1 protein-coding gene is annotated in these 1,057 nt (G+C 68.0%); it reads left to right on the top strand.

Annotation, left to right across the window (positions count from 1 at the left end; translation table 11 throughout):
- On the top strand, positions 1–1,057 hold a 1,057-nt coding region (locus H5411_RS46555), incomplete at both ends, for an AAA family ATPase (RefSeq protein ID WP_183128033.1).

The following is a 1,057-nucleotide window of genomic DNA, read 5'->3' as shown; positions in this document are numbered from 1 at the left end:
ACCAAGCAGGGCAGGCAGCGGTTGCTGCGTGAAGTCGTCACCGCGGACGAGATCGCCGCGATCGTGTCGCGCTGGACCGGCATCCCCGTGTCCCGCCTGCAAGAAGGCGAACGCGACAAACTGTTGCGGCTGGACGAGATCCTGCACGAACGGGTGGTCGGGCAGGACGAGGCCGTGCAACTGGTCGCGGACGCGATCATCCGCGCCCGGTCCGGGATCAAGGACCCGCGCCGGCCGATCGGGTCGTTCGTCTTCCTCGGCCCCACCGGCGTCGGCAAGACCGAGCTGGCCAAGACCCTGGCGGCGGCGTTGTTCGACACCGCGGACAACATGGTGCGCCTGGACATGAGCGAGTACCAGGAACGCCACACCGTCTCCCGCCTGGTCGGCGCCCCACCCGGTTACGTCGGCTACGAGGAGGGCGGCCAGCTCACCGAAGCGGTGCGCCGCAAGCCGTACTCGGTCGTGTTGTTCGACGAGATCGAGAAGGCCCACACCGACGTGTTCAACACGCTGCTGCAGGTCCTTGACGACGGCCGGCTCACCGACGCCCAGGGCCGCACCGTCGACTTCCGCAACACGGTCATCATCATGACCTCCAACATCGGCTCGGAGTACCTGTTGGAGGGCGCGACCGCGGGCGGGGAGATCAAACCCGAGGCGCGGGAACGGGTGATGGCGGCGCTGCGCGGGCACTTCCGGCCCGAGTTCCTCAACCGGATCGACGACATTGTGCTGTTCAAACCGCTGACCGAGGCCGAGATCGAACGTATCGTCGAGCTGATGACCGACGAGCTGCGTGCCCGGCTCGCCGAACGCCGCATGACCCTCCATCTGTCCGACGAAGCCCGGCATTTCATCGCCCAGCAAGGGTTCGACCCGGTCTACGGCGCCCGACCGTTGCGCCGGTTCATCGCCCGCGAGGTCGAAACCCGCATCGGCCGCGCCCTGCTCGGCGGCGACGTGCACGACGGCGCCACCATCCACATCGGACTAGCCGACGGCGGGCTGACGGTCAGCTTCGACAACCCCGACACCGGCCCGAGCCAGGACTCGA

Source organism: Amycolatopsis echigonensis (genome assembly GCF_014174495.1).
GTDB classification, from domain to species: Bacteria; Actinomycetota; Actinomycetes; order Mycobacteriales; family Pseudonocardiaceae; genus Amycolatopsis; species Amycolatopsis echigonensis.
The sequence above is the reverse complement of the archived record's forward strand: the minus strand, read 5'-3'. Positions and strand labels throughout refer to the sequence as shown.